The sequence below is a fragment of the Solimonas marina genome, from assembly GCF_012241385.1.
In the GTDB taxonomy this organism is placed as follows: Bacteria; Pseudomonadota; Gammaproteobacteria; order Nevskiales; family Nevskiaceae; genus Solimonas; species Solimonas marina.
Genome location: NZ_JAAVXB010000004.1, coordinates 266,754 through 290,976, shown reverse-complemented (window position 1 = coordinate 290,976; position 24,223 = coordinate 266,754). Strand labels below are relative to the sequence as shown.

The following is a 24,223-nucleotide window of genomic DNA, read 5'->3' as shown; positions in this document are numbered from 1 at the left end:
GCGTGCCACGTCGGGCGCGCCCGGGATCTTGCGAAGTACTACGAATCGAGCGGATGGATCGAGCCCGGTTTCAGCGTCGCGTCGAACTGCTCGCGAAACGCACGCACGACCGGGTCGGCAAAGATCGCACTCTCCGCATCCTGCTGACGCTGAACCTCGCGCTGCTGCGCGAGCTGCGCCGGCGACAGCGCGCTGTCGTCGAGGCCGACCTCGATATCGAGCTTCAGCGCCGACACATCGAGATGCGCCGCCAGCGCCTGTTCGAGCGCCTTGCAGCGCTCGTCGCTGAGCAGATGCTTGGCCTTGGCATCGAGCGACAGGCGTACCACCTCGCCGTCGCGGCCGCGCCAGGCGCTGTTGCGCGCAATCTGTCGCGTGAAGCCTTCCAGGCTCAGCGTTTCGACCAGCTCGCTCCAGCTATTGGCGTCGAACGTGACCGCCGGAGGCGCGGGCGGCGGCGGCGGACTGGCCGTCAACACGGGTGCCGGCTCTGGCGTTGGCTCGGGCGTCGGGACAACCGTCACCGGCAGCTCGCGTGGCACCGGTTTCACACTTGGCGCGCTTCGCGCCGCAGGTGCTGCCGACGACGACGCGGCCGATGCTGCAGCGGCGGCTGGCGGCGAGGAGGCCGTGCCACGCGCACGCGTCGAGCCGCCACCGGGCGCCGGCGCCGGCGTCGCGCCGTCATCGGGCCGGAACGCGGCCATGCGCAGCACCGTCATCTCGAACCCCAGGCGCGGTTCCGGCGCCCACGGCAGATCGCGGCGGCCGTGCACGGCGATCTGGTAGCACAGCTGCACGTCTTCCGGCGTGAACTGGTCCTTGAGCGCAACCAGCGCTTCCTCGTCCTCGTCGCTGCGCGCACCCGGCAACAACTGCAGCACGGCAATGCGCTGCAGGCCGGTGGCCAGATCGTTGAGCAGCGCCGCGTAGTCCGGCGCCTGCGCTTCGAGCTTCTGCAAGCTGACCAGCAGCGCGTCGTGATCGGCCACCGCCAGCGCCCGCAACAGCTCCAGCAATACTTCGTGGCCGCTGGTGCCGAGCATGTCCTCGATCGGTCCGCGCGCCAGCGGCGCGCCACCGGAAAACGCGATGGCCTGGTCGACCAGCGACAGGCCGTCGCGCATCGACCCATCGGCGGCGCGCGCAACCTCGGCCAGCGCCGGCAATTCGTAGGCGACGCCCTCGTGATCGAGCACCTTGGCCAGCTGGTCGCGGATCACCGACACCGGCAGGCGCTTGAGATTGAACTGCAGGCAGCGCGACAACACCGTCACCAGCAGTTTCTGCGGATCGGTGGTCGCAAGGATGAACTTGACGTGCGGCGGCGGCTCTTCGAGCGTCTTCAGCAGCGCGTTGAAGGCACTCTTCGACAGCATGTGGACTTCGTCGATCAGATAGACCTTGTAGCGTCCGCGCGCCGGCGCGTACTGCGCGTTTTCGATCAGCTGACGGACGTCATCGACGCCGGTATTGGATGCCGCGTCGATTTCCAGCAGATCGACGAAACGACCCTCGTCGACTTCCTTGCAGGCCGTGCAGACGCCGCAGGGATTGGCGCTGACGCCGGTCTCGCAGTTCAGGCATTTTGCGACGATGCGCGCCAGCGTGGTCTTGCCGACACCACGCGTGCCGGTCAGCAAAATGGCCGGGTGCAGGCGGTCGCCGTCGAGCGCGTGCGACAACGCCTTGACCACATGCCCCTGCCCCATCACGTCGGCGAACGTGCGAGGGCGGTATTTTCGTGCGAGGGCGAGATAGCTCATGCGGATCGGGTCTGGCGAAAACGTATGGAGCGGGCCGTCTGGCGGCGCGCTGTCGGCGATTGTCCGGGATCGCGCCGCTGCATGCCAGCGCGACCGCCGTTTCCGTTCGGCGCCGCCCACGCGTTACATGAAACTTCTGCCAGCATGAAAGCGCCCATGGACGGGGATGCTATCGTCCGCGCAAACGATACTTATAGATACATCTTCACACTTTCCGCTCCGGATTCCGCTCCACTTACCGTGAAACCTGTTGCTTCATGGCTGGCCGGCATCACCGGCGTCGTGCTCGGCTCCCATGCCTGGGCCGCGACGTCGCCGCCTGTGCAGCCAATGACCCTGCCAGAGCTGACGGCGCTGGCGATGCACAACAATCCGCAGACGACGGCGGCCTGGAGTGCGATCGCACAGTCGCAGGCTGCCGAGCGCATCGCGCGCGCCGCGTGGTGGCCGACGCTGACGCTGAACTACAGCGCACAGCGCTCGCGCTCGCTGTCGTCGTCCGGGCAGGAAACCACCATCCAGAAGCGCTACGGCCCCAGCCTCAGTCTCAGCTATCTGCTGCTCGACTTCGGTTCGCGCGGCGGCGCCATCGACCAGGTCGCGGCACAGACGCTGGCGTCGCAGTACAACCTCAATCAGACGCTGCAGGACCTGGCGCTGACCGTCGAGTCGAATTACTACACGGTGATCGGCAACGCGGCGCTGGTCGACGCCAATCAGCAGGCGCTCGACGAGGCCAAAGCCAATCTCGATGCCGCGCAGATCCGCCACACCGCCGGCCTCGCGACCATTGCCGACGTCTATCAGGCGCAGAGTGCCCAGGCCTCGGCACAACTGACGCTGCAGCAATCGCAGGGTCAGCTGCGTGTCGCCCGCGGGGCGCTGGCGACCTCGGCCGGCTACCAGCCGGACATGAAGCTGCAGCTGGCCGACTGGGACCCGCAGGCCAGCGAGATCGAGATGCCGACACTGTCGCTCGACCAGCTGTTGGCGCGCGCCCGTGAGGCACGCCCCGAGCTGCTGGCCGCACAGGCCAGCGAGCAGGCAGCGGCCGGCGCGGTGCGCGAAGCGCGCGGCAAAGCCTTGCCGGCGCTGACGATGACCGGCTCGATCGGTCGAACGACCGTTGCCTCGCGGGGCACGGGCGACCCGTTCAGCCTCGGCGCGACGCTGAGCATGCCACTGTTCCAGGGTTTTGCCCTGCGCTCGGCGATCCAGGGCGCCCGTGCCGCGCTCGACAACGCTCACGCCAGCACCGACAGCCTGCGCCTCGACGTCGAGCAGCAGGTCTGGACCGCCTATCAGAATCTGCAGACCGCCTACGGCAACGTCGACGCCAGCCAGGTCCAGCTCGAATCGGCGCAGCGCGCCGCCGACGCGATCCGCGCACGCTACAAGAGCGGTCTGTCGAGCATCCTCGAGGTGCTGACCACCGAATCGGCGCTGGCCCAGGCCCGTGTCGCCCGCATTCAGTCTTACCTGAACTGGTATCTGGCGCTCGCTACCCTTGCCCACGATGCCGGCGGTCTGCCCGGCGCGAACCCCGACGGCCCCACCGCCCCACCCGCTACCCCCGGAGTTACCCCGTGAGCGTTCGCCGACTGGCACTGATTGCCGCTTTCGTGCTCGTCATCGCGTTCATCGCCTGGCGCAAGCATGACAACCAACCGAAGACCGACATCGGTCGTCGCCCGACGCCGGTCGAGCTGACCCAGGTTCGCGCCGGCCCGGCACCGGTCGAACTGTCGGCGGTCGGCAATGTCATCAGCCCGCATGTCGTCAATGTGCGGGCCCAGGTATCCGGCCAGCTCAAGCAGATCTTTTTCCGTGAAGGCGACGCCGTCAGTGCCGGTCAGAAGCTGTTCCTGATCGACCCGGCGCCGTACGAAGCGGCGCTGGCGCAGGCCAAGGCACAGCTGCAGATCGACAAGGCAGCGCTGGCCGCCGCCAAGGCGCAGTACGATCGCATGAAGCCGCTGGTCGACAAGCAGTATGTGACCTCGCAGGAATACGACAACGCCCGCGCCGCCGCCGCCGAAGGCTCGGCCAAGCTGATGGCCGACGAGGCGGCAGTGAAGACGGCCGAGATCAACCTCGGCTACACCCTGATCCGCGCGCCGATTTCCGGCCGCACCGGCAGCATCGGCGCCAAGACCGGCAACCTGGTCAGCAGCAACGACACCACGCCGCTGGTGGTCCTCAACGAAATCGACAAGGTCGAAGTGCAGTTTGCGATTCCGCAAAGTCATCTGCCGGAAGTCCAGGCCTCGCTGGCCAAGGGGCCGGTGCAGGTGCAGATCTTCGACGACAACGCCGCCGAAACCCCGCTCGGCACCGGCAAGCTGACCTTCATCGACAACAGCATCGATGCCGCCAGCGGCACCGTGACGCTCAAAGCCGAGGTCAACAACCAGGCGCATCGCCTGTGGCCCGGCACCTTCGTCACCGCGATGATCCGCCTGGCGATGGAGCCGAATGCGCTGCTGGTGCCGGAAACCGCGGTGCAGCCGGGCGCCGAAGGCCAGTACGTGTTCATCGTCGACGGCAAGGGCAAGACCAGCCTGCGCACGGTCACCGTCGATCGTCAGGTCGGCCGCGATCTGGTCGTGAACAGCGGCGTCAAGCCGGGCGAAACCATCGTCAAGATGATTCCGCACAACATGCAGCCCGGCACCATCGTCTCCGGCATCGGTGACGGCGCACACGACGACAGCCCGGCGAAGGCGAGCACCGCGCCGTGAGCATTTCCGAAATCTTCATCCGCCGACCGGTCGCGACCACGACCCTGATGGTCGCGCTGGTGCTGTTCGGCATCTTCGCGTATCGCTCGCTGCCGGTTGCCGAGCTGCCGAACGTCGACTTCCCGACCATCCGCGTCTCGGCCAGTCTGCCGGGCGCCGATCCGGACACCATGGCGGCGACCGTGGCGACGCCGCTCGAGCGCCAGTTCACGCAGATCCCGGGCATCGACTCGATGATCTCGAGCAGCACGCTCGGCAGCACCAACATCACGCTGCAGTTTGCGCTGAACCGCAACATCGACGCGGCTGCGCAGGACGTGCAGACGGCGATCACGCAGGCACGCCGGCAGCTGCCGACCGACATGCCGCAGGACCCGACGATCCGCAAGGTGAACCCGGCCGACTCGCCGATCATGTTCATCGCGATGACGGCGACCACGATCCCGCTGACGCAGCTCGACGACTTCGCCGAGACGCGCGTCGCCGATCGCCTGTCGCAGGTCGATGGCGTCGCCCAGGTCGTCGTCTACGGCTCCAAGAAATACGCGGCGCGCCTCTACATCAATCCGCAGGCGCTCAACGCCCGTGGCCTGTCCTTGCTACAGGTGTCGAACGCCATCGAAGGCGCCAACAGCAACCAGCCGGGCGGCACGTTGTACGGCGCGCAGCGCAGCTACACCGTGCAGGCCGATGGTCAGTTGCGTAACGCCGCGGCCTACAACGATGCGGTCATCGCCTATCGCAACGGCGCACCGGTGCGGCTGCGCGACGTCGGCAAGGCCGTCGACAGCATCGAGAGCAACAAGCAGGCGACCGAATTCAACGGCCGGCCGGCGATCGTCGTCGCCGTCTCGCGGCAGCCGGGCACCAATACCGTCGCCATCGCCCGCGAAGTGCGCAAGCTGCTGCCCGATCTCGAATTGCAGGCGCCCGGCGACACCAAGGTCGACGTCATGTTCGACCGCAGCGAATTCATCGAAGAGTCGATCGACGACGTCAAGCTGACGCTGCTGCTGTCGATCGTGCTGGTCATCGGCGTCATCTACATCTTCCTGCGTGACAACCGTGCGACGCTGATCGCCGCGCTGGCGCTGCCGGCATCGCTGTTCGGCACCTTCGGCGTGATGTCGCTGTTCGGCTACTCGCTCGACACCTTGTCGCTGATGGCGCTGACACTGTCGGTCGGCTTCGTCGTCGACGACGCCATCGTCGTGCTGGAAAACATCGCGCGCCACCGCGAGCACGGCATGCAGGGCCCGAAAGCGGCCAGCGTCGGCGCCAGGGAAATCGGCCCGACCGTGGTGTCGATGACGATCTCGCTGGTGGCGGTGTTCATCCCCATCCTGTTCATGGGCGGCATCATCGGTCGCCTGTTCCGCGAGTTCTCGATGACGGTGGCGATCGCCATCCTGTTGTCGGCGCTCGTCTCGCTGACGCTGACGCCGATGCTCTGCTCGCGCTTCCTGCGCGATCACCAGCCAGCCAATTCGCGCTTCTTCATCTGGACCGAGCGCGCCTTCGACAATCTGCTCGGCTTCTATGCGCGGACGCTGCGCTGGGCGCTCGACCACTACCGGCTGATGCTCGGCGTCGCCGCTGCGACGCTGGTCGCCACCGGCTTTGCGTTCCGCATCGTCCACACCGGCTTCATCCCGTCGCAGGACATCGGCCTGTTCTTCGCCAGCGTGCAGGCGCCGGATGGCACGACCTTCGACGAAATGCAGGAACTGCAGCGCAAGATCGCTGATATCGTCATGAAGAACCCGGCCGTTGAAGGCGTGCAATCGTCGGTCGGTCAGGGCCAGGGTGGCGTCGCCAGCGGCAACGGCGGGCGCCTGATGATCAAGCTCAAGCCGCTCGGCCAGCGCAACGTCACCGTCGACGACGTGATTGCCGAATTCCGCAAGGAGTTTCGCGCCGTGCCGCAGCTGCAGGTCTTCCTGCAGAACCGCCCGGCGATCCGCATCGGCGCGTTCGGCGGCTCCGGCAACTACCAGTACGTGCTGCAGTCCGACGACCTCGACACGCTGGCCAAGGCGGCGCAGCAGCTGCAGACCAAGATGAAGACGGTGCCCGGCGTGCGCGACGTCGACAGCGATCTGGAAATCAACAATCCGCAGATCAACGTCAGCATCAACCGCGATCGCGCCAGCGCCCTCGACGTTTCGGTCGCCGACATCCAGAAGACGCTGTACGCCGCCTACGGCACGCAGCAGGTCAGCACGATCTACACCAGCACCAATCAGTACAAGGTGATCCTCGAAGTCGATCAGCGCTACCAGCGCGACGCCGACGCGATCAGCGCACTGTACGTGCCGACCGCGAGCGGCAAGCTGGTGCCGCTGGGCAGCGTCGCGACCGTCAAGCGCAGCGTCGGCCCGGTCGCCGTCAATCACTACGAGCAGTTGCCGGCGGTGACGCTGTCCTTCGATCTGCTGCCGGGCGTGTCGCTCGGCGCGGTCACCAAGCCGATCGAGAAGCTGGCCGCGGAGACCCTGCCGCCAACCGTGTTCGGCACCTTCGCCGGCACTGCGGCGACGTTCCAGAAATCACTGGTCGAGCTGCCGCTGCTACTGCTGTTCAGCATCGCGGTCATCTACATGGTGCTGTCCATCCTCTACGAGCACTTCATTCATCCGCTGACGATTCTCACGGCGCTGCCGCTGGCCCTGATCGGCGCCCTGCTGTCGCTATGGCTGTTCGGCTCGGAGTTGAATGTCTTCAGCTTCGTCGGGCTGATCCTGCTGGTCGGCCTGGTCAAGAAGAACGGCATCATCATGGTCGACTTCGCGATCGCCAGGCGACGTGAAGGCGCCTCGGCACGCGATGCGATCTTCGAAGCCTGCACCGTGCGCTTCCGGCCGATCATGATGACCACCCTGGCGGCGATCTTTGGCACGCTGCCGATCGCACTGGGCTTCGGTGCCGGCGCCGAATCGCGACAGCCGCTCGGCATTGCCGTGGTCGGTGGTCTGCTGACCTCGCAGCTGCTGACGCTGTACATCACGCCGGCGTTCTATCTGACGATGGAAGGCCTCAGCGAGCGCGCCAGCCGCCGTCGCAACAGCAAGGCCGGACAGGTGCAGCAACAGCACTGAACGAAGTACGCCGCCAACAAAAAAGCCCGCGAGCTGCATCGCGGGCTTTTTTGTTGGATTCGGTGTTCGAAGGCGGCAGCCCGTACCAGCTGACTCCGGCGCCCGGCATCGCCGCTGCCGTTGCTCCCTTCCGGGCCTGGCGGGGTTCACGGTTTTCCGTCGCGGAGGGCCGGCACGGGCCACCATCGAAACCTCGCGATCGCGCAGGGCCACCGCGAGGGACGCGCAGTGTGCCTGAATCGGCCGCGACCTGCCAGCGGCCGACCGTGAAAACGCCCCTACACCTCAACGCCGATCGCGGACGGGCTCGACCGCGTCGACCAGCGCGCCCTCGCCGACGTGCACCACCGCCACGCGCGCCGTGCGCAGCTGTTGCGCCGTGTGGTCGCCGACTCCGAAGGCCGCGGCACTGGCGCCCACATCGATCTGCTCGATCGGGCGACGACGTTCACGGCCCTGAAAGCGACGTCGGTTGTATTCGGCCCAGCCGATCATCAACACACACGCCAGCAATACCATTTTCGCCGTCAGCAGCAGCACGCCATAGTCGATCTCGCCGGCGGCCTGCGACAGCACATGGACCCGCAGGCCGGTGCGCAGCGCCAACCACCAGGCGATCAGCGTCAGCAGCGGCAGCCACAGATAGATGTAAGCAAGCCATGCCAGCAGGGTCAGCGTGCCGAACAAGGTGCGCTGCAACGGCGCCTGCCGCTCCGGCCGCTCGATGATCAGCTCCGGGATGATCTCGTCGAGTGTCCTGACTCTTTTCATCGTAGCCCCCGGTCCGGACTGACCCAGACGGCGCGACCGCGGCCGCGACGCAGCAAGGCTTTCGGCACGCCGGCCACCACGGTCAACATGTTGAGCAGCCAGTAGGCGATCGGATACCAGATCATCCAGTAATAGCCGCGCCAGACCTTGGGTTCGTAGCGCCGATCGATCCAGTGACTGACCGCGAACTGCGTCAGGCAAACCATGCCGAGCACGACCCCGTTCCAGCGCGGAAGCAGCGGGTCCGAGCGAAACTCAGCCGGCACATCGATGACGTGGCTGAGCCCCCAGAGCACGATCAGCAGCAGCATCGCGTACGACCAAGTCACGCTCAGCAGAAATTCGAGCAGCACGCCCCACATGCGCCTTTCGCGCCAGAACAACAGACGGCGCACTTCCTTGATCAAAACCTCGATGCCGCCCTGTGCCCAGCGCAAGCGTTGACGCCAGAGACCGCGCAGCGTCTCCGGCATCAGGATGTAGCACAGCGCATTGGGCTCGTAGCGGATATCCCAGTGATCACGCTGCAGTCGCCAGCTGATGTCGATGTCCTCGGTCATCATGTTGTCGGCCCAGTAGCCGACGCGATGCAGCGCCGTGCGGCGGAACGCACTGATCACGCCCGACACCGTGAACAGCCGGCCGTACGAGCGCTGGCCGCGCTTGATCAGGCCGATGATCGACGAGAACTCACCGACCTGCAGCTTGCCGATCAAGGTCGAACGATTGCGAATGCGCGGGTTGCCGGTCACCGCACCGACCCGCACGCCGTCGACGAAGTGCGACATCATCCACTGCACGGCATGCGGTTCGAGCAAGGCATCACCGTCGATACAGACGAAGAACTCATGGCTCGACGCCATTGCCCCGACCTTCAGCGCCGCCGCCTTGCCGGCGTTGCGGTGCAGGTGGATGACACGCAGCCACGGATAGTCCGACAGCATTGCGTCCAGCCGTGCACCGGTGTCGTCGCGCGAGCCGTCGTTGATGGCGATGACCTCGAAATCCGGGTACTGCTGCAGCGCCAGCGCCGCCATCGTCTCCTCGACGGTCTCGCCTTCGTTATGGCACGGCACCAGGATCGACACCGGTGGGAATACCCGCAGTGGCGGCGGCTCGGTCCAGTCCGGGCGGCCGCGCTCGCGGCGCCAGTAGTAGTAGACGCCGCCGACCATCCAGATGAAGGCCATCAGCAGCGGATAGAAAAAGATGAAATCGCGCAGCAGACCGAGATGGCCGAACGCAAGGTTCATAGCGCACCCCAACGGCACGACAGCGTTGCGCCCAGGTGCGTTTCGCGCGTGCCGTCATAGACCGGTCGCGAGAACAGCCCGCCGAGATCACAGCGCAGGTCGCCGAGCGGCAGCGCCAAGCCGGCGCTCAGCGACGGCACCCAGACCTGCTCATAGTCGGCCTGCCACACCGATGCCACGCTCGGTCGCAGATGCAGCTCAACGCCATGCGTCGCGAAGTAGCGGACGATCAATCCGGTCTCGACGCTCTGCGCGCGCGGCGGATTGAAATACGGGCGCTGATCGCGGTCGTTGCCACTGGCATAAAGCTGCGCGAAGGCCGATGCGCGGTAACCCTGTGCAACACCGAGCTGCCGCTCACCGGTCACGGTGCTCCACCACCGCGTGTTGCCGTCGTCGAAGTGCGCGAGGCCACTCTCGCCGTCGAAGCGCCAGCGCGCATCGGGCTTGTAGCTGGCGGACAGCGACACGGTATTGACGGTGATACCGCTGGCGCGCGCCTGCAACGAGCCGCCCGGATCGGCGATCGCCGCGCGCAGGCCGAGACGCACGGTGTCGCGCACCCAGGCGCTGGCATCGAGTACCGCATAACCGCCCGGCGCATCGGCGTCGAAAGCGCGACCGGCTTCCAGGCTCGCCTCACCGCCGCTCAGTTGCCGAACCAGACGCAGGCCAACGACGTCGGCACGCGGGACGTCGCCCTGAAAATCGGCTTGGGACGTCTGCGCGTGCACGCCGACGCGCCAGAGATCGTCGATCCGCGCGCTGTCCGCGGTCAGCGAGGCGCTGAATTCAGTGTTGCCGGTCGGCGACGACATCGCCGGTGATTGCGCGTTGACGTAGCGCAGCGCCACCTCGCCACGTGCCGCACGCAAGGCCGCGACGCGACGCTCGAAGCTTGCCGGTGGCGCCGGCATCGGCTCAGCCGTCGCACGGTCCGTGCGGCCGAGATCGAGCCAGGCTTCGGCGCGCTCGAGGCCCGTCGTCAATTGCAGCGCGACGCGCGGCCGGCCACGCTGACGCGCCAGCGCCGCACGTTCGTCGGCCACCGCATGATCCTGGGGGTGTGCATCGGCGAGCTGGCGCAGCACCGCGTCGCTGCCCTCGAAGTCGTCATGCCAGCGCAGCATGCGGGCCAGCAACAGGCCGCTGACAAGACGGTCGCCGACATCGGCTTCGGTCGACTGCAATTGCTCACGCGCCAACGCCTCGGCCTCATCGATGCGGCCGCGTGCGCGCAGCGCCTGCACGGCATCGGGCACGACATAGGGGCGCAGCGCGACGCCGTGCTCGTGAATTTCATCGTAGACGCCGGCCGCCGCCGTCATCTGTCCGGCGTGCACCAACGCGAACAGGCGATCGCACTGCAAGCGCCGCCAGCGGCCATCGCTGGCGTCGAATGTCGCGGCACGCATCGCGGCATCGTTGGCGGCGGCCAGCAGCGCAGCGTCACGGTCAGCGGGTGTGGCCTGCAGCGCCGTGCGGATCCGTTGTGCGATGTTCTCTGGCGTCGTGTCGTGACGCGGGTCGGCAGCCGCAACATGCATGGCCAGGAGCGGCACCGCCAACGCGCTGCCACCCGCCATCCACGCTGCCGCCCCATTGCGACTGCGCCGCTGATTCATCCCTGATCAATTCCCTGATAGACCCATTCGGCCTATCGGCAATTTCAACGCAAATTTGATACGACACCGCTGGAGATGATGGCCCCACAGTCTGTGGACAACCCGTCTCAGTGCAGGTCCAGGACCCCGCGCCAGATCAGCAGCAACGCGGCGATCACGCCGACCACGGCGAACAACTGCTGCAACCGCGGCCCGGCCAGACGATGCGCGAACAGACGTCCGGCGGCGAGCCCGGCAACGGCGCCGGCGGCGAACGGCGCACCGATGCCCCAGTGCATGACTCCGCCCGCGGACGCGGCCGCGACGCTGCCGGCCGACACCAGCGCGATGACCGCCAGCGACGTGGCCACCACGCTCTTCATGTCGAGATCGGAATAGCGCGTCAGTGCCGGCACGATGACGAAGCCGCCGCCGACACCGAGCAGCCCCGACAGCACGCCGGACACCACGCCGGTCAGCGCCAGCGCGCGCGCGCACGGCAACGTCCAGCGCAGACGTCCCTGCACCGGATTGACGACGCACGGCAGCAGCTCCCGCGGCGCCTGCAAAGCGTCGCCGCTCAACTCACGGCGCGCTTTGAAATACATGCGCTGCATCGCGTACAGCAGCAGCGCGGCGAACGCGAACGCCAGCGGCGCGTTCGGCACCCGGTGCGCCAACCACAGTCCGGCCGGCGCGAAGACCACGCCGATCAGCGCGATGAATCCGGCAGCGCGGTAACGGACGATGCCCTCACGCAGACCCAGCGCCGCGCCCAGCGCGGCCGCCAGCCCGACGGCAAGCAAACCGACCGGCGCCGCCTGCGCCATCGACAGGCCGAGGCCAAAGACCAGCAGCGGCACGGCGAGGATGCCGCCGCCAGCGCCGGTCAGCGCCAGAATCGCACCGACAATGGCGCCCAGCCCCGCGCCGAGCAGCGCGTGATCCGGCATCGTCAGCCCACCAGCTCGGGCTGCGCCATCCACTCACGGCCCTTGAGCATGCCTTGCCAGTACAACGGCGGCAGGATGCGCTCCTTGAGCCACCACGCCGCACGAGTCGGTCTGCGGCCGTCGAGCAGCCAGCTCGGGAAGCTCGGCGCCAGCTTGCCGCCATAGGTGAACTCGGCGAGCACGATCTTGCCGCGCTCGACCGTCAGCGGGCACGAACCATAGCCGTCGTACTGCGCGGCTTCGGTACGACCGGCCAGCGCGGCCAGCACGTTGTGCGCGACGACCGGTGCCTGCTTGCGCGCGGCGGCTGCGGTCTTGGCGTTGCTGGTATTCGTGCAGTCGCCGAGCGCATGCACGTTGATGTACTGACGGTGGCGCAGCGTGGCGGGGTCGACGTCGACCCAGCCCGCGGCATCGGCCAGCGGACTGACGCGTATGAAATCCGGCGCCGTCTGCGGCGGCACCACATGCAGCATGTCGAACTCGCGCTCGAAGGTTTCGCGGCCGCCATCCGGCAGCGCGCGCGCGAAGGTCGCGCGCCGCGCCGGCCCGTCAACCGCGACCAGCGTCTGCCCAAAGTTGAGGTTGATGCCATAAGCCTTCACGTATTCCATCAACGCTGGCACATAGTCGGCGACGCCGAACAGCACGCCACCAGCGTTGTAGAAGTCGGTCTGGATCTGCGACAGCACCCCCATGCGCCGCCAGTGATCGCAAGACAGGTACATGGCCTTCTGCGGCGCGCCCGCGCACTTGATCGGCATCGGCGGCTGCGTGAACAGCGCCCGCCCCTTGCGCAGACCTTGCACCAGTTCCCAGGTGTAAGGCGCCAGATCGTAGCGGTAGTTCGACGTCACGCCGTTGCGGCCGAGCGTGTCGCTGAGGCCGTCGATGCCGGCCCAGTTCAGCTTCAGGCCGGGACAGACGATCAGCTGCTCGTAGCGCACCACGCGGCAACCGTCGAGCAACAGCGAGTTGGCCTGCGGCTCGAACGCCGCGACCGCAGCCTTGATCCAATGCACGCCGCGCGGAATCAGCGACGCCAGGGTGCGCGCGGTCTGCGCCGGCTGGAAGACGCCGGCACCGACCAGCGTCCAACCCGGCTGGTAATAGTGCACGTCGGCCGGATCGACGATGGCGATGTCGAGTTTCGGATCACGCGCCAACAGACTGGCCGCGGTGGCAATGCCGGCGGCGCCGCCGCCGACGATGACGATCTGGTGCTGCGCATCGGTATGCGTCAGCGGCGTGCGGCCGCCGTTGGCGATGCGGCGCACGACGGCCGACAGATCGTATTCAGCGCGCCGTGCGCGTTCGAGGATGTCCGGTAGTGGCCGCTCGCCGGCCTGTGACAGCGCCCACAGCGTCGCCGAGCGCGTCCCGGTGCGGCAGTACGCGAAGACCGGCTTCGGCAGCTCGCGCATCAACTCGCCGAACTGCTGCGCCGTGGCATCGTCGACCTTGCCGGACTCGACCGGCAGATAGCGCATGCCCAGCCCCGCGACCTGCGCCGCGCGACCGATCTCCTCGTGGGTCGGCTGATCCGGGCCCTCGCCGTCCGGGCGATTGCAGATCACGCTGCGAAAGCCGCGCGCGGCCAGCTCGGCAATGTCGGCGGCGCTGATCTGGCCGGCCACCGACAGATCCTGGGTCAGGGTACGAACGTGCATGATGGTCTTCCTTCGATCAGGGGCCGCCGCTCAGAGCGCGTTGAGCGGAATCTTCAGATAGCGCACGCCGTTGTCTTCCGGCTCCGGCAAATGGCCGGCGCGCATGTTGACCTGCACCGACGGCAGGATCAGCACCGGCATGTCGAGCGTCGCGTCGCGCGCCTGGCGCATCGCCACGAACGCCTCTTCGCTGATGCCGTCGCGCACGTGAATGTTCTGCGCACGCTGCTCGGCAACCGTGGTTTCGTATTTCAGCTCGCGGCCGCCGGGCAGATAGTCATGACACATGAACAACCGCGTCGCGGGCGGCAGGCTCAGCACCTTGTTGATGGAGCGATACAAGGTCCGTGCATCGCCGCCGGGAAAATCGCAGCGCGCCGTGCCGTAGTCCGGCATGAACAGCGTGTCGCCGACGAAGGCGATGGTTTCGTCGCCATCCTCGACGACATAGGTCATGCATGCCGGCGTGTGACCCGGCGTATGCATCGCGCGCGCTTTCAGGCTGCCGATCCTGAATTCGCGGCCGTCGTCGAACAACACGTCGAACTGGCTGCCGTCGTGCGCAAAGCCGGCGCCGGCGTTGAACAGCTTGCCGAACACGTCCTGCACCGCGGTGATGTGGCTGCCGATCGCCAGCTGGCCACCGACGTGTTCCTTCAGGTAGCCGGCCGCCGACAGATGGTCGGCGTGCACATGCGTTTCAAGCAACCACTGCACCGTAGCGCCCAACTCGCGAACGCGGGCGATCAGGCGATCGGCCGATTCGTGTCGCGTGCGCCCGGACTTCGGGTCGTAGTCGAGCACGCTGTCGATCAGTGCGCACTGCTTCGTCGAACGGTCGAGCAGCAGATAACTGACCGTCCATGTCGCTTTGTCGAAAAACGCTTCAATCTGGATGTTGCTGGACGCGGACACGCGATCACCTCCATGAGATTTCGGGCAGCGCGAGCTGCCAGCATGTGCTTTTTATTTCAAGACATATGCCAGCTGCCGTGGCATGCAAAGAATCACAGCAAATCACTGTACTGATTGACTTTAAATTTCCAAGGTTTGCCCCTTGGAGAACAGATTGGCACTGACAATGGCGGCGGAACTGGCAGCCTCTGGCAGTTTTTGGCAGCCTTGGCGGACACTGCCGCCGCCGCCGAGCCGACCGCATATGAGCACTGCCGCCCCGCAAGTCCAGTCGCTGATTTCGTATCTGGAGCACGATCCGCAGCCGACCATCGTGCTCGATACCGACTACAACATCCTCGCCGCCAACACCGCTTATCAGCGGCAGTTCGCCACCTCCGGCAAGGCGCCGATCGGCGCCAAGTGCTTCCGCGTGTCGCACCAGTACAGCGTGCCGTGCGACCAGGCCGGCGAGCATTGCCCGATGCGCAAGGCCAGCGAGAGCCTGGCCCCCGATCGCGTGCTGCATATTCACCACACGCCGCGCGGCCCCGAGCACGTCGACGTCGAGCTGCGGCCGATCCTCGATGCCGACGGCACGCTGGTCGCTTACGTCGAGCGTCTCAGCAGCGTCGCCGTCGCATCCGCTCAACCGCAGCGGCACGGTCTGGTCGGCCGCTCGCCGACTTTCAAGGAAGCCTTGTCGGCGCTGCAGCGCGCTGCGCCGTCGCAGATCCCGGTGCTGCTGCAGGGCGAATCCGGAACCGGCAAGGAGTTGTTCGCGCGCGCCCTGCATGAGAGCAGCGATCGCGCACGCGGCCCGCTGGTGGTCGTCGACTGCACGGGGTTGACCGAATCGCTGTTCGAAAGCGAACTGTTCGGCTATGAAAAAGGCGCGTTCACCGGCGCCACGCAGCGCAAGATCGGCCTCGTCGAAACCGCACATGGCGGCACCCTGTTTCTCGACGAGATCGGCGACGTGCCGCTGCCGATGCAGGTCAAGCTGCTGCGCCTGATCGAGTCCGGCACCTTTCGTCGCGTCGGCGGCGTCGAGCCATTGCGCGCCGACTTTCGCCTGGTCTCGGCCACGCACAAACCGCTGACGGCGATGGTCGCCGCAGGCAGCTTCCGCCAGGATCTCTACTACCGGATCAGCGCGTTTCCGGTGCACCTGCCGGCGCTGCGCGAACGCGCGGCGGATCTGCCGCTGCTGGTCGACAGCCTGCTGCAGCGCATCGCCGGACATGGCGCACCGCGCGTCGCCGACGACGCGATGAAGCTGCTGAGCCTGCACGCATGGCCCGGCAATGTCCGTGAGCTGCGCAATGTGCTCGAACGCGCTCGCCTGTTCGCCGACGACGGCGTGATTCACGCCGCGCACCTGCCGCCGGAGCTGCAGCACGCGCTGACGACGGCGCCGGCCGGCGGCCGGCCACGGCGCCAATATGATCGGGCACAACTGGCGCATGCGCTGGAGGTCTTCAATGGCACGCGCAGCGAGCTGGCCGCGCACCTGGGCATGAGCGAACGCACCTTGTACCGACGCCTGCGCGAGCTCGGACTCGGCTGAGTGCTGCACCGGCTGCGGCTGCCATGTCGCTGCCAGAAACTGCCACCGCACTGCCATCGGCAGTCCGGCAGCAGCGCGCCGCACCGCGTCGAAGTCGCCACTCGATTGATTCATAAGGCCTAAACAGCAAGCGTCCGATTGGCACGGGTCGTGATCTTCGGGTCCCGCACGTCCACCAGGAAGCGGCGATGACCCCAGGCCCCATCCAACACAGATCAGGCGACGCCCGACTTGACCGGCGTCATGGTGACGGCCGGCCGAAGCTCCGACCATGCGCGCGTTCCGCAACTTCCCGGATGCCGTCGACGATGCCGCCAACCTCCGCCATTCCCCGTGCTGCCGCCGGCGACCGCCGGCTCAAGCGCGAGATCGTCTGGGTGATCGTCATCAAGCTGATCGTGCTCGCCTTGCTGTGGCAGTGGTTCATTCACCCACAGCAGGTGCACGTCGACACCGCAGGAACCGCGGCCAGCATCTTCGGCCACGACGACTCTCCGTCCACCTCTACCCAACCGAGCGCCCGCCATGATCAGTGAGCATCTCGTCGATCTGTCGCGACTACAGTTCGCGGCCACCGCCCTCTACCACTTCCTGTTCGTGCCGCTGACCATCGGCATGGTCTGGATTCTCGTCATCATGGAGTCGATCTACGTGATGACCGGCAAGGTCATCTACAAGGACATGACCCGCTTCTGGGGCAAGCTGTTCGGCATCAACTTTGCCCTCGGCGTCACCACCGGCATCACCATGGAGTTCCAGTTCGGCACGAACTGGGCCTACTACTCGCACTATGTCGGCGACATCTTCGGTGCACCGCTGGCGATCGAAGGCCTGATGGCGTTCTTCCTCGAATCGACCTTCATCGGCCTGTTCTTCTTCGCCTGGGACCGACTGTCCAAGCCGCAGCATCTGCTGGTGACGATCCTGATGGCGATCGGCACCAACCTGTCGGCGTTGTGGATTCTGATCGCCAACGGCTGGATGCAGAATCCGGTCGGCGCCGAATTCAACTACGACACCATGCGCATGGAGTTGACCGACTTCTGGTCGGTGATCTTCAACCCCGTGGCGCAGGCCAAGTTCGTGCACACGGTTTCCGCCGGCTACGTGACCGGCGCGATGTTCGTGCTGTCGATTTCCGCCTGGTATCTACTGCGCGGTCGCGACGTCGAGTTCGCCAAGCGTAGCTTCCGCATCGCCGCTGCGTTCGGGCTCGCGTCCGTTTGCTCGGTGATCGTGCTCGGCGACGAGTCCGGCTACACGGTCGGCGAGGCACAGCAAACCAAGCTCGCCGCCATGGAGGCCATGTGGGAGACCGAACCGGCGCCGGCGTCGTTCAACCTCATCGCTTGGCCAGATGAAGCCCAGCAGAAGAACGACTGGGCGGTGAAGATTCCGTGGGTCATGGGCCTGATCGGCACACGCTCGGTCAGCCAGCAGATTCCCGGCATCCTCGAGATCAAGGCCAAGAATCGCGAACGCATCCTGTCCGGCATCGAAGCGGCCAAGGCGCTGGAAAAGCTGCGCGCCAATCGCAGCGACACCGAAGCCAAGACGGTCTTCGAGCTGCATAAGCAGGATCTCGGCTTCGGCCTGCTGCTGCGCAAGTACGTCACCGACTTCGACCAGGTCACGCCGGAGCTGATCAATCGCGCCGTCGACGACACGATTCCGCGGGTAACGCCGATGTTCTGGGGCTTCCGCTTCATGGTCGGCATCGGCTTCCTGATGCTGGCGCTGTTCGCCACCTGCGCGTGGGCGACGCTGCGTCCCTACTCCGGCAAGCGCCCGTGGCTGCTGAAGTGGGCGCTGTGGTCGTTGCCGCTGCCGTGGCTGGCCTGCGAACTCGGCTGGTTCGTCGCCGAATACGGCCGCCAGCCGTGGACGATCTACGGTGTGCTGCCGACGCACATGTCGGTATCCACGCTCAGCGTCGGCAGCCTGTACGGCTCGCTGGCCGGCTTCGTCGGCTTCTACACCGTACTGCTGATCGTCGAGATGTACCTGATGGTGCGCTTCGCGCGCCAGGGGCCCGGCAGCCTCGGCACCGGTCGCTACAGCTCTGAGCCCGCGCTCGCGGACGCCCACTGAGGAATCACGTCATGTTCGATTACGAAACACTGAAAATCATCTGGTGGTTGCTGGTCGGCGTGCTGCTGGTCGGCTTCGCCATCATGGACGGCCACGATATGGGCGTCGGCACCCTGTTGCCGTTCGTCGGCCGCGGCGATGTCGAGCGCCGCGTCGTCATCAACACGGTCGGCCCGCACTGGGACGGCAACCAGGTCTGGTTCATCACCGGCGGCGGCGCGATCTTCGCCGCCTGGCCGCTGATCTACGCCACCGCATTCTCAGGCTTCTACTGGGCGATGCTGGCGGTGCTGTGGGCACTGTTCTTCCGCCCGGTCGGCTTCGACTACCGCAGCAAGATTCACAACCAGCGCTGGCGCTCGACCTGGGACTGGGGCCTGTTCGTCGGTGGCGCGGTGCCGCCGATCATCTTCGGCGTCGCCTTCGGCAACCTGCTGCAGGGCGTACCGTTCGGCTTCGACGACAACCTGATGTCGACCTACACCGGCTCGTTCTGGGCGCTGCTGAATCCGTTCGCCCTGCTCTGCGGCATCGTCAGCAGCGCGATGATCACGCTGCACGGCGCGGTCTACCTGGCACACCGCACCGAAGCTGCCATCGCCCAGCGCGCCAAGCTCGCCGCCTACGGCGCCGGCCTGGTCGTGCTGCTCGGCTTCAGCGCCGCCGGCCTGTGGCTGACGCATATCCAGGGCTATGTGATCACCTCGGCACTCGACCCGTCCGGCATGCCGGACCCGCTGGCGAAGACGGTCGTGCGCGAGGCTGGCGCCTGGTTCGCCAACTACCGGCACGTGCCGGCGACGATCCTGGTGCCGGTGCTCGGCTATGTCGGCGCGATCCTGGCGCTGCTGCTGCTGCGCGCCGGCCGCACCGGCCTGGCGTTCATCGCCTCGTCCATCATGCTGACCGGCGTGATCGGCACCGCCGGCGTGTCGATGTTCCCGTTCCTGATGCCGTCTTCGACGCATCCGAATGCCAGCCTGACGGTCTGGGACAGCGTCTCCAGCCATCTGACGCTGGGCATCATGCTGTGGGCCGTGATCATCTTCATGCCCCTCATCATCGTCTACACGTCCTGGGCCTATCGCGTGATGCGCGGCAAGGTCACTGACGAGCAGATCCGCCGCAACGCGCACAGCGCCTACTAAGCGATCAAGGAGCACACCATGTGGTATTTCAGCTGGATTCTGGGCGTCGGCTTCGCGGTGCTGCTGGCCATCCTCAATGCGATGTGGGGCGAGAACGAGGAAGGCCGCAGCAACGGCCACGAGGAGCCGGGGCCATGACCACGCGCAGCGCCCCGCGCGACACGGCTCTGTTCTGGCCGGCGCTGCTGGTCGGGCTGGCGCTGATGATCGGCCTCACGGCCGATCCGCGCCTGCTTACCGACGCCGGCGGCCACGCCGATCATCTTGCGGCGACGCTGGCCGGCTGGGCGATGGCGGCCGGCATCGTCCGTGGCGTCGGCTTCGTGCCGCAGCACCGCGTGCCGCGCTGGTTGCTGTCGGGCTGGGCGTGCGCGCTCGCTGGTGCCCTGACGGTGCTGCGCCTCGCTATCATCGGCGCCTGATCTTTCGTCGCAATACGGGGAAGCGCGCATGGATGTGGTCGTCGACGTTCACAGCTGGCTGCTGAGCCTGATCGGCGGGCTGCTGATCGGCCTGGCCGCCACCGTGCTGCTGCTCGGCAGCGGCCGCATCGCCGGCATCAGCGGCATCGCCGGCGGCCTGCTGTTCGAACGAGGCGGCGATCGCGGCTGGCGTGCACTGTTCGTGGTCGGCCTGATTGCCGGTGCCGGCTTGGTCGCATTGATCAAGCCGGGACTGGCAGCCGCTGCCCCTAGCGTCGGCGTGCCGTGGCTAATCGGTGCTGGCCTGCTGGTTGGCTTCGGGACGCGACTCGGCAGCGGCTGCACGTCCGGCCACGGCATCTGCGGCATCAGCCGGATGTCGCCACGCTCGCTGATCGCCACGGCGACGTTCATGGTCGCCGGCTTCGTCACCGTCTACGTCGTCCGTCACCTGCTGGGGGACGCGCCATGAACCAGCTCGTGGCCCTGATCGCCGGTCTGCTGTTCGGCGCCGGACTTGCCATCGGTGGCATGACGCAGCCGGAAAAGGTGCTCGGTTTCCTCGACCTTGCCGGCCGCTGGGATCCGAGTCTGGCGTTCGTGATGGGTGGCGGCCTGCTGGTCGCATTCCCGGCGTTCGCCATCGCCGCGCGGCGCAGCCGTCCACTGTTCGACGTGAAATTTCAGATTCCGACGCGGCGCGACATCGACAAGCGGCTGCTGATCGGTGCACTGCTGTTCGGCGCCGGCTGGGGCCTGGCCGGCTACTGCCCCGGCCCGGCGATCGCCGCACTGTCGGCCCTGCATCCCGGCACGCTGATCTTCTGCGCGGCGCTGATCGCCGGCATGTGGCTGCAGCGCAAGCTGGCGCCGTAGAGCGGACCGCTCAGCCGCGGCGCGCGGCGCGCTGTTCGTTCAGCGTCAACGCCACCTTGTTGCGCAGATAGCGAGGCAACAGCGCCGCAGCGCTGATCGTTGTACCGACCGCGAAGCGCGGTAGGGCCAATGCCAGCGCATCGGCTGCCGTCGGCAACGCCGCCGCGTCGATAGCGCTCAAATCGGCACCGACCGCCGCGCGCAGCGCCGACTCGTAACTGCCCCAGCCGCTGCCGACCGCCACCGCAGCGCCGGCAACCGCCGGCACATCGGCGGGCGCACAGACCTGCTCGTCGAGCAGCGCTTCCGGCGAGCCGTCTGCGCTACGACGATAGGCTGCGACATAGACCTCGTTCATGCGCGCATCGATCGCACAGGTCACCTGCTGCGCGCCGAGCGCCAGCGGCGGTCTTGCGAGCATCGCCAGCGACGACACGTCGACCACGGGCCGGTCGTGCGCGAGCGCCAGCCCCTTGACGAAGCTGACGCCGATCCGCACGCCAGCGAAGCTGCCGGGACCGACACCGCAGACATAGCCATCGAGCTGCGCAAAGCCGATCCCCGCCTCGGCGAGCAAGCCGTGCACCATCGGCACCAGCTTTTCCGTATGCGTGCGCCCGGCAATCTCGAAACGAGCCAGCGTCCGGCCGGCGACCTGCAGGGCGGCGGAGCAGGCTTCGGTGGCGGTATCGAGGGCGAGGATATTCATCGGGTGCGGCGTGCTTTTTGATGCGGTGGCGCGGGATGGTACGCGAGCGGCTGCGTTGTCGCGATGTAAGGGGCTCGCCAGAAACGCAGCTGGCGCCGTCCGCTCGAAGGCTTGTCCGAACCTTTCATGTCGCGCCGCAGCGCGAAACAGAAGGCTCGATCAAGAACAGCAGCGGCTGATCACAAGGTCGCCAAAAACCCCTTCACCGCCTCCAGCTCCCGCACCACCGTCATCTTCGGCAAGCTCGTCACCACCCGTCGCCCATACGACTTCGACACGATGCGTGGATCGCAGAGCATCAACAGGCCGCGATCATCCGGATCGCGGATCAGGCGGCCGCAACCCTGGCGCAGCATGACGATCGCCTCCGGCAATTGCAGTTCGAAGAACGGCGTACCGCCACGTCGGCGCACGGCGTCGAGCTTGGCTTCGAAAACCGGGTCGCCCGGCGCGGCGAACGGCAGGCGGTCGATGATGACCACACGCAGCGCACTGCCCTTGACGTCGACACCCTCCCAGAAACTACTGGTACCGACCAGCACCGCATTGCCGTCCTCGGCGAACGCGTCGAGCAGCGCCGAGCGGCTGTCCTCGCCATGCACCAATACTTTCAGATCGAGCTGCGCGCGCAAGCGCTCGGCGATCTGTCGCAGGGCACGGTAGCTCGTACAGAGCACGAACGCGCCGCCGCCGGCCGCCTCGATGACCGGCAGCGCGGCGGCAGCCACGGCATTCGAATAGGACGGATCATTGGGTTCGGGCAGCCCGCGCGGCAGATACAGACGCGCTTGCGTGGCGTAGTCGAACGGGCTGTCGAGGCGCAGCTGTTGCGCATCGTCGAGACCCAGCGATTGGCTGAAATGGCTGAAGTCGTCGCCGACTGCCAGCGTCGCCGACGTGAACAGCCAGGTGCCCGGATAGGTCTCGCGCATGCGCTGAAAATCGCTGGCGACCTCGATCGGCGTCGCATTGAGACTGCCGCCACGCTGCAGCGCCTCGACCCAGCGCACCTCGCGCCCATCGTCGTTTTCCTGTGCGTCGAGCACATGCTGCCAGCGCTCGCACAGGCCGACGGCACGTTCGAGCGCCGACGAGAATTCGGCATTGCGTTCTTCGAGCGGCGACAGCAGGTGACGCAGCGCAGCTAGCGACTCGCCGACCTGCCCGGCCGTGGCGTGACGCTCGCGGTCGGCGAGAAAGCCCTGCAGCGGCTGGCGTTGCGGCTGACCGGAGAACAGCATCTCGAAACGCGTGACGTCGCCGGAAAAGACTTGCGCAGCTTCGGTCACGTTGGCCAGATCGCCGTGCAGCTGCGAAGCGGCCTGTACGTCGCGCGCCAGTTCCTGCAACTGGCGCGTCGACACGCGACGACCGAAGAACTGCGCGGCCAGCTCCGGCAGTTGGTGCGCCTCATCGACGATGATGGCGTCACTGCCGGACAGGATCTGGCCGAAGCCCTGGTCCTTGAGCACGAAATCCGACAGCAGCAGGTGGTGATTGACGACCACCAGATCGGCGCCCTGCGCGCGCCGCCGCGCCTGCGCAACGAAGCATTTCTCGAAATCGTCGCAACGACTGCCCAGGCAGTTGTCGGCCGTCGACGTGATCTGCCGAACCAGCGCGTCCTCGCCGCCGAACTCGCCCATTTCGGCGATCTCGCCGGCCACGGTGCGCCGCGCCCAGTCCTCGATCGCGCGCAGCCGGTCCCAGGCCCATCGCAGCGCCGGCAACCCCCGTGCGCGCTTCATGCGATACAGGCACAGGTAGTTGGCGCGGCCCTTGAGCAGCGCGACGCGCGCCGGTGCGCGCAGCGCGTCGCGGACGCGCGGCAGATCGCGGTGGAAGAGCTGGTCCTGCAGCGTGCGCGTGCCGGTCGACACCAGCGTGCGCTTGCCGGACATCAGCGCCGGCACCAGATATGCATAGGTCTTGCCGGTGCCGGTGCCGGCCTCGACGATCAGGCTGGATGCGCGCTCGTAGGCATCGGCGACGGCCGACGCCATCTGCTGCTGCGGCGCGCGCGGCGCGAAGCCCGGCAGATCGGCGAACGGTCCGCCGGTCCCGAGCAGTTCGGCCGTTTCTTCCGGCGTCACCGCCGTTTCAGGGCGTGCCGCCGCTGATCTGCGCCTGCAGTGACGCGACCTGGGCGCCGGCCAGTGCCGCACCAGCGGCATCGCCACGCGCCATGCGCGCCGCCTGGATGGTCTTCCAGTTCTCCAGCGCCACGTAGTAGTTACCGCGCGCCAGAGCAGTCGACTTCTGTGCAACCGACTCGGCCTGCGCATAGTTCTTCTGCGCCAGATACGCCTGGCCGAGCGCCGACCAGACGAAGTAGTTGCGCGGCTCGATGCGCAGCGCGCGCTCGAGCACGCCGGCGGCCTGATCGGGCTGACCGGCGGCGCGATATTCGTTGGCCTTCTTCATCAGCGACGTCACCGCGGCGCCGCTGATTTCGCTGGCACTCTGCGGATAGACCGGCTTCGGCGGCGCTGGCGGCGGCTCGATCGGCTTGGCCTCGACCGCTGGTGGCGGCGGCGTCAACGGCTCGGCTTCGGGACCGGTCGTCCCCGGGTAGACCTTGTGAGTACCGGTCGTCGTCTGGCACGCGGCCAACAGGGACACCAGCAGGATGACGATCAGCTTCGAACGCACGACGG

Annotated in this window: 21 protein-coding genes and 1 other RNA gene; 11 read left to right on the top strand and 11 right to left on the bottom strand. The window is 66.9% G+C overall.

Annotated elements, in window-relative coordinates; translation table 11 throughout:
* Nucleotides 1-38 precede the first annotated feature (38 nt).
* Nucleotides 39-1,766 (bottom strand): DNA polymerase III subunit gamma/tau, encoded by a 1,728-nt coding sequence (gene dnaX, locus G7Y82_RS09640; protein WP_168147828.1) that lies wholly within the window; start codon nt 1,764-1,766, stop codon nt 39-41.
* 240 nt (nt 1,767-2,006) lie between these two features.
* On the opposite strand from dnaX, the gene G7Y82_RS09635 reads away from it, so the two are divergent.
* Genes G7Y82_RS09635 through G7Y82_RS09625 form a run of 3 tightly spaced genes read left to right on the top strand, consistent with a single transcriptional unit; the run spans nt 2,007 to nt 7,605 of the window.
* Nucleotides 2,007-3,356 (top strand): TolC family protein, encoded by a 1,350-nt coding sequence (locus G7Y82_RS09635; protein WP_168147827.1) that lies wholly within the window; start codon nt 2,007-2,009, stop codon nt 3,354-3,356.
* On the top strand, nt 3,353-4,507 hold the full coding sequence (locus G7Y82_RS09630; protein ID WP_168147826.1) for an efflux RND transporter periplasmic adaptor subunit: 1,155 nt from the start codon (nt 3,353-3,355) through the stop codon (nt 4,505-4,507). Before G7Y82_RS09635 ends, G7Y82_RS09630 begins: the two co-directional genes overlap by 4 nt.
* A complete protein-coding gene (locus G7Y82_RS09625; protein ID WP_168147825.1) occupies nt 4,504-7,605 on the top strand; it encodes an efflux RND transporter permease subunit in 3,102 nt (1,033 codons plus the stop codon). Before G7Y82_RS09630 ends, G7Y82_RS09625 begins: the two co-directional genes overlap by 4 nt.
* A 79-nt stretch (nt 7,606-7,684) precedes the next feature.
* Here G7Y82_RS09625 and ffs read toward each other — a convergent pair.
* The 7 genes from ffs to G7Y82_RS09590 all read right to left on the bottom strand — a co-directional run bounded on the left by ffs (nt 7,685) and on the right by G7Y82_RS09590 (nt 14,771).
* Nucleotides 7,685-7,781, bottom strand: an RNA gene (gene ffs, locus G7Y82_RS09620) — signal recognition particle sRNA small type.
* A gap of 109 nt (nt 7,782-7,890) precedes the next feature.
* Complete coding sequence (gene pgaD, locus G7Y82_RS09615; protein ID WP_168147824.1) at nt 7,891-8,376, bottom strand: poly-beta-1,6-N-acetyl-D-glucosamine biosynthesis protein PgaD; 486 nt, start codon at nt 8,374-8,376, stop codon at nt 7,891-7,893.
* Nucleotides 8,373-9,629, bottom strand: a complete 1,257-nt coding sequence (pgaC, locus tag G7Y82_RS09610; protein ID WP_168147823.1) for a poly-beta-1,6-N-acetyl-D-glucosamine synthase — start codon at nt 9,627-9,629, stop codon at nt 8,373-8,375. The genes pgaD and pgaC overlap by 4 nt, the downstream gene beginning before the upstream one ends.
* Nucleotides 9,626-11,254 (bottom strand): PgaA family protein, encoded by a 1,629-nt coding sequence (locus G7Y82_RS09605; protein WP_168147822.1) that lies wholly within the window; start codon nt 11,252-11,254, stop codon nt 9,626-9,628. The genes pgaC and G7Y82_RS09605 overlap by 4 nt, the downstream gene beginning before the upstream one ends.
* Nucleotides 11,255-11,361: 107 nt before the next feature.
* Complete coding sequence (locus tag G7Y82_RS09600; RefSeq protein WP_168147821.1) at nt 11,362-12,186, bottom strand: sulfite exporter TauE/SafE family protein; 825 nt, start codon at nt 12,184-12,186, stop codon at nt 11,362-11,364.
* Between the two features lie 2 nt (nt 12,187-12,188).
* The gene (locus G7Y82_RS09595) at nt 12,189-13,856 is read right to left on the bottom strand and encodes a bifunctional protein tyrosine phosphatase family protein/NAD(P)/FAD-dependent oxidoreductase (RefSeq protein WP_168147820.1); all 1,668 of its coding nucleotides are present in this window, start codon (nt 13,854-13,856) and stop codon (nt 12,189-12,191) included.
* Between the two features lie 30 nt (nt 13,857-13,886).
* Nucleotides 13,887-14,771 carry an MBL fold metallo-hydrolase gene (locus G7Y82_RS09590; protein WP_168147819.1) on the bottom strand — a complete coding sequence of 295 codons (885 nt, stop codon included), beginning with the start codon at nt 14,769-14,771 and terminating at the stop codon, nt 13,887-13,889.
* Between the two features lie 244 nt (nt 14,772-15,015).
* Between G7Y82_RS09590 and G7Y82_RS09585 the strand changes: the two genes are divergently transcribed.
* The 8 genes from G7Y82_RS09585 (at nt 15,016) to G7Y82_RS09550 (ending at nt 20,857) form a co-directional block, all read left to right on the top strand.
* A complete protein-coding gene (locus tag G7Y82_RS09585; protein ID WP_168147818.1) occupies nt 15,016-16,320 on the top strand; it encodes a sigma-54 interaction domain-containing protein in 1,305 nt (434 codons plus the stop codon).
* A 308-nt stretch (nt 16,321-16,628) separates the two neighbouring features.
* Nucleotides 16,629-16,856 carry a cytochrome oxidase putative small subunit CydP gene (cydP, locus tag G7Y82_RS09580; protein ID WP_168147817.1) on the top strand — a complete coding sequence of 76 codons (228 nt, stop codon included), beginning with the start codon at nt 16,629-16,631 and terminating at the stop codon, nt 16,854-16,856.
* The gene (locus G7Y82_RS09575; protein ID WP_168147816.1) at nt 16,846-18,411 is read left to right on the top strand and encodes a cytochrome ubiquinol oxidase subunit I; all 1,566 of its coding nucleotides are present in this window, start codon (nt 16,846-16,848) and stop codon (nt 18,409-18,411) included. Before cydP ends, G7Y82_RS09575 begins: the two co-directional genes overlap by 11 nt.
* Before the next feature lie 11 nt (nt 18,412-18,422).
* Nucleotides 18,423-19,559, top strand: a complete 1,137-nt coding sequence (gene cydB / locus G7Y82_RS09570) for a cytochrome d ubiquinol oxidase subunit II (protein WP_168147815.1) — start codon at nt 18,423-18,425, stop codon at nt 19,557-19,559.
* Between the two features lie 18 nt (nt 19,560-19,577).
* Nucleotides 19,578-19,697 carry a cytochrome bd-I oxidase subunit CydX gene (cydX, locus tag G7Y82_RS09565; RefSeq protein WP_168147814.1) on the top strand — a complete coding sequence of 40 codons (120 nt, stop codon included), beginning with the start codon at nt 19,578-19,580 and terminating at the stop codon, nt 19,695-19,697.
* Nucleotides 19,694-19,981 (top strand): cyd operon YbgE family protein, encoded by a 288-nt coding sequence (locus G7Y82_RS09560; protein ID WP_168147813.1) that lies wholly within the window; start codon nt 19,694-19,696, stop codon nt 19,979-19,981. Before cydX ends, G7Y82_RS09560 begins: the two co-directional genes overlap by 4 nt.
* 28 nt (nt 19,982-20,009) lie before the next feature.
* Nucleotides 20,010-20,453 (top strand): YeeE/YedE family protein, encoded by a 444-nt coding sequence (locus tag G7Y82_RS09555; RefSeq protein WP_168147812.1) that lies wholly within the window; start codon nt 20,010-20,012, stop codon nt 20,451-20,453.
* Nucleotides 20,450-20,857 carry a DUF6691 family protein gene (locus tag G7Y82_RS09550; protein WP_168147811.1) on the top strand — a complete coding sequence of 136 codons (408 nt, stop codon included), beginning with the start codon at nt 20,450-20,452 and terminating at the stop codon, nt 20,855-20,857. The genes G7Y82_RS09555 and G7Y82_RS09550 overlap by 4 nt, the downstream gene beginning before the upstream one ends.
* Before the next feature lie 10 nt (nt 20,858-20,867).
* Here the strand turns inward: G7Y82_RS09550 and tsaB are convergent, their stop codons facing one another.
* The 3 genes from tsaB to G7Y82_RS21890 form a co-directional block, all read right to left on the bottom strand.
* A complete protein-coding gene (gene tsaB / locus G7Y82_RS09545) occupies nt 20,868-21,566 on the bottom strand; it encodes a tRNA (adenosine(37)-N6)-threonylcarbamoyltransferase complex dimerization subunit type 1 TsaB (RefSeq protein ID WP_168147810.1) in 699 nt (232 codons plus the stop codon).
* A gap of 179 nt (nt 21,567-21,745) precedes the next feature.
* Complete coding sequence (yoaA, locus tag G7Y82_RS09540; RefSeq protein ID WP_168147809.1) at nt 21,746-23,659, bottom strand: DNA repair helicase YoaA; 1,914 nt, start codon at nt 23,657-23,659, stop codon at nt 21,746-21,748.
* Between the two features lie 7 nt (nt 23,660-23,666).
* A complete protein-coding gene (locus G7Y82_RS21890) occupies nt 23,667-24,218 on the bottom strand; it encodes a tetratricopeptide repeat protein (protein WP_168147808.1) in 552 nt (183 codons plus the stop codon).
* Nucleotides 24,219-24,223: the final 5 nt, after the last annotated feature.

What these genes read in the sequence shown, in the direction of transcription:
- dnaX (WP_168147828.1), bottom strand. Translation starts at nt 1,766, where the DNA reads ATGAGCTATCTCGCCCTCGCACGAAAATACCGCCCTCGCACGTTCGCC.
- pgaD (WP_168147824.1), bottom strand. Translation starts at nt 8,376, where the DNA reads ATGAAAAGAGTCAGGACACTCGACGAGATCATCCCGGAGCTGATCATC.
- pgaC (WP_168147823.1), bottom strand. Translation starts at nt 9,629, where the DNA reads ATGAACCTTGCGTTCGGCCATCTCGGTCTGCTGCGCGATTTCATCTTT.
- G7Y82_RS09605 (WP_168147822.1), bottom strand. Translation starts at nt 11,254, where the DNA reads ATGAATCAGCGGCGCAGTCGCAATGGGGCGGCAGCGTGGATGGCGGGT.
- G7Y82_RS09600 (WP_168147821.1), bottom strand. Translation starts at nt 12,186, where the DNA reads ATGCCGGATCACGCGCTGCTCGGCGCGGGGCTGGGCGCCATTGTCGGT.
- G7Y82_RS09595 (WP_168147820.1), bottom strand. Translation starts at nt 13,856, where the DNA reads ATGCACGTTCGTACCCTGACCCAGGATCTGTCGGTGGCCGGCCAGATC.
- G7Y82_RS09585 (WP_168147818.1), top strand. Translation starts at nt 15,016, where the DNA reads ATGAGCACTGCCGCCCCGCAAGTCCAGTCGCTGATTTCGTATCTGGAG.
- cydP (WP_168147817.1), top strand. Translation starts at nt 16,629, where the DNA reads ATGCCGCCAACCTCCGCCATTCCCCGTGCTGCCGCCGGCGACCGCCGG.
- G7Y82_RS09575 (WP_168147816.1), top strand. Translation starts at nt 16,846, where the DNA reads ATGATCAGTGAGCATCTCGTCGATCTGTCGCGACTACAGTTCGCGGCC.
- cydB (WP_168147815.1), top strand. Translation starts at nt 18,423, where the DNA reads ATGTTCGATTACGAAACACTGAAAATCATCTGGTGGTTGCTGGTCGGC.
- cydX (WP_168147814.1), top strand. Translation starts at nt 19,578, where the DNA reads ATGTGGTATTTCAGCTGGATTCTGGGCGTCGGCTTCGCGGTGCTGCTG.
- G7Y82_RS09560 (WP_168147813.1), top strand. Translation starts at nt 19,694, where the DNA reads ATGACCACGCGCAGCGCCCCGCGCGACACGGCTCTGTTCTGGCCGGCG.
- G7Y82_RS09555 (WP_168147812.1), top strand. Translation starts at nt 20,010, where the DNA reads ATGGATGTGGTCGTCGACGTTCACAGCTGGCTGCTGAGCCTGATCGGC.
- G7Y82_RS09550 (WP_168147811.1), top strand. Translation starts at nt 20,450, where the DNA reads ATGAACCAGCTCGTGGCCCTGATCGCCGGTCTGCTGTTCGGCGCCGGA.
- tsaB (WP_168147810.1), bottom strand. Translation starts at nt 21,566, where the DNA reads ATGAATATCCTCGCCCTCGATACCGCCACCGAAGCCTGCTCCGCCGCC.